1 pseudogene is annotated in these 534 nt (G+C 68.7%); it reads left to right on the forward strand.

The features are described 5' to 3' along the window. Positions 1-362: 362 nt before the first annotated feature. Positions 363-534 (forward strand): annotated as a pseudogene (locus CCN39_RS52150) (taurine dioxygenase); the annotation flags it as partial.

Consider the following 534-nt stretch of genomic DNA (forward strand, 5'->3'; position numbering starts at 1 on the left):
CCGGGGCGCTGCCCCGGGGTGTCACTGATCCGCGAGCCTCTGCCTTCCGGCATGGGGACCTCCGTCATCAAGGGCGCTCACCCGATCGGGGAAGATCTTGCCTCATGCTCCCGGGCCACCCGCATCGCGGTGACCTGCGGCGTTGTAAGCGTTCCACCAAGTGGACGTCTTGACCGCGCGTCGGGACGAAGGCGACCATGAACACATGCCCGCCACCTCGGAAAGCTCGCCGATCCGGGCGCTCGCGCGGTCGATCGGGGAAGGCATCGTGGAGCTCCTGCTGCGGCGCGGCCGCCTGGGTTCGCCGCCCGCCTGACGCGAACCCGGCGTCCGATTTCCCCGAAAACCCTTGGAGCACAATCATGTCCGTAGATCTTCCTGCCCGGATTCAGCTGCGCGGGGCCGTCACGCCCGCGGATGGCATCGTCGAAGGTCCCCGAATTCTCCGGGAACCGCTGCGGAAGCCGTACGAGCGGTTCACCCTCCGTCCGCTGGGCCGGGTGATCGGTGCCGAGGTCGACGGCGTCGACCTCG

Origin of the sequence: Amycolatopsis kentuckyensis (genome assembly GCF_002155975.1) — a bacterium.
GTDB lineage: Bacteria > Actinomycetota > Actinomycetes > Mycobacteriales > Pseudonocardiaceae > Amycolatopsis > Amycolatopsis kentuckyensis.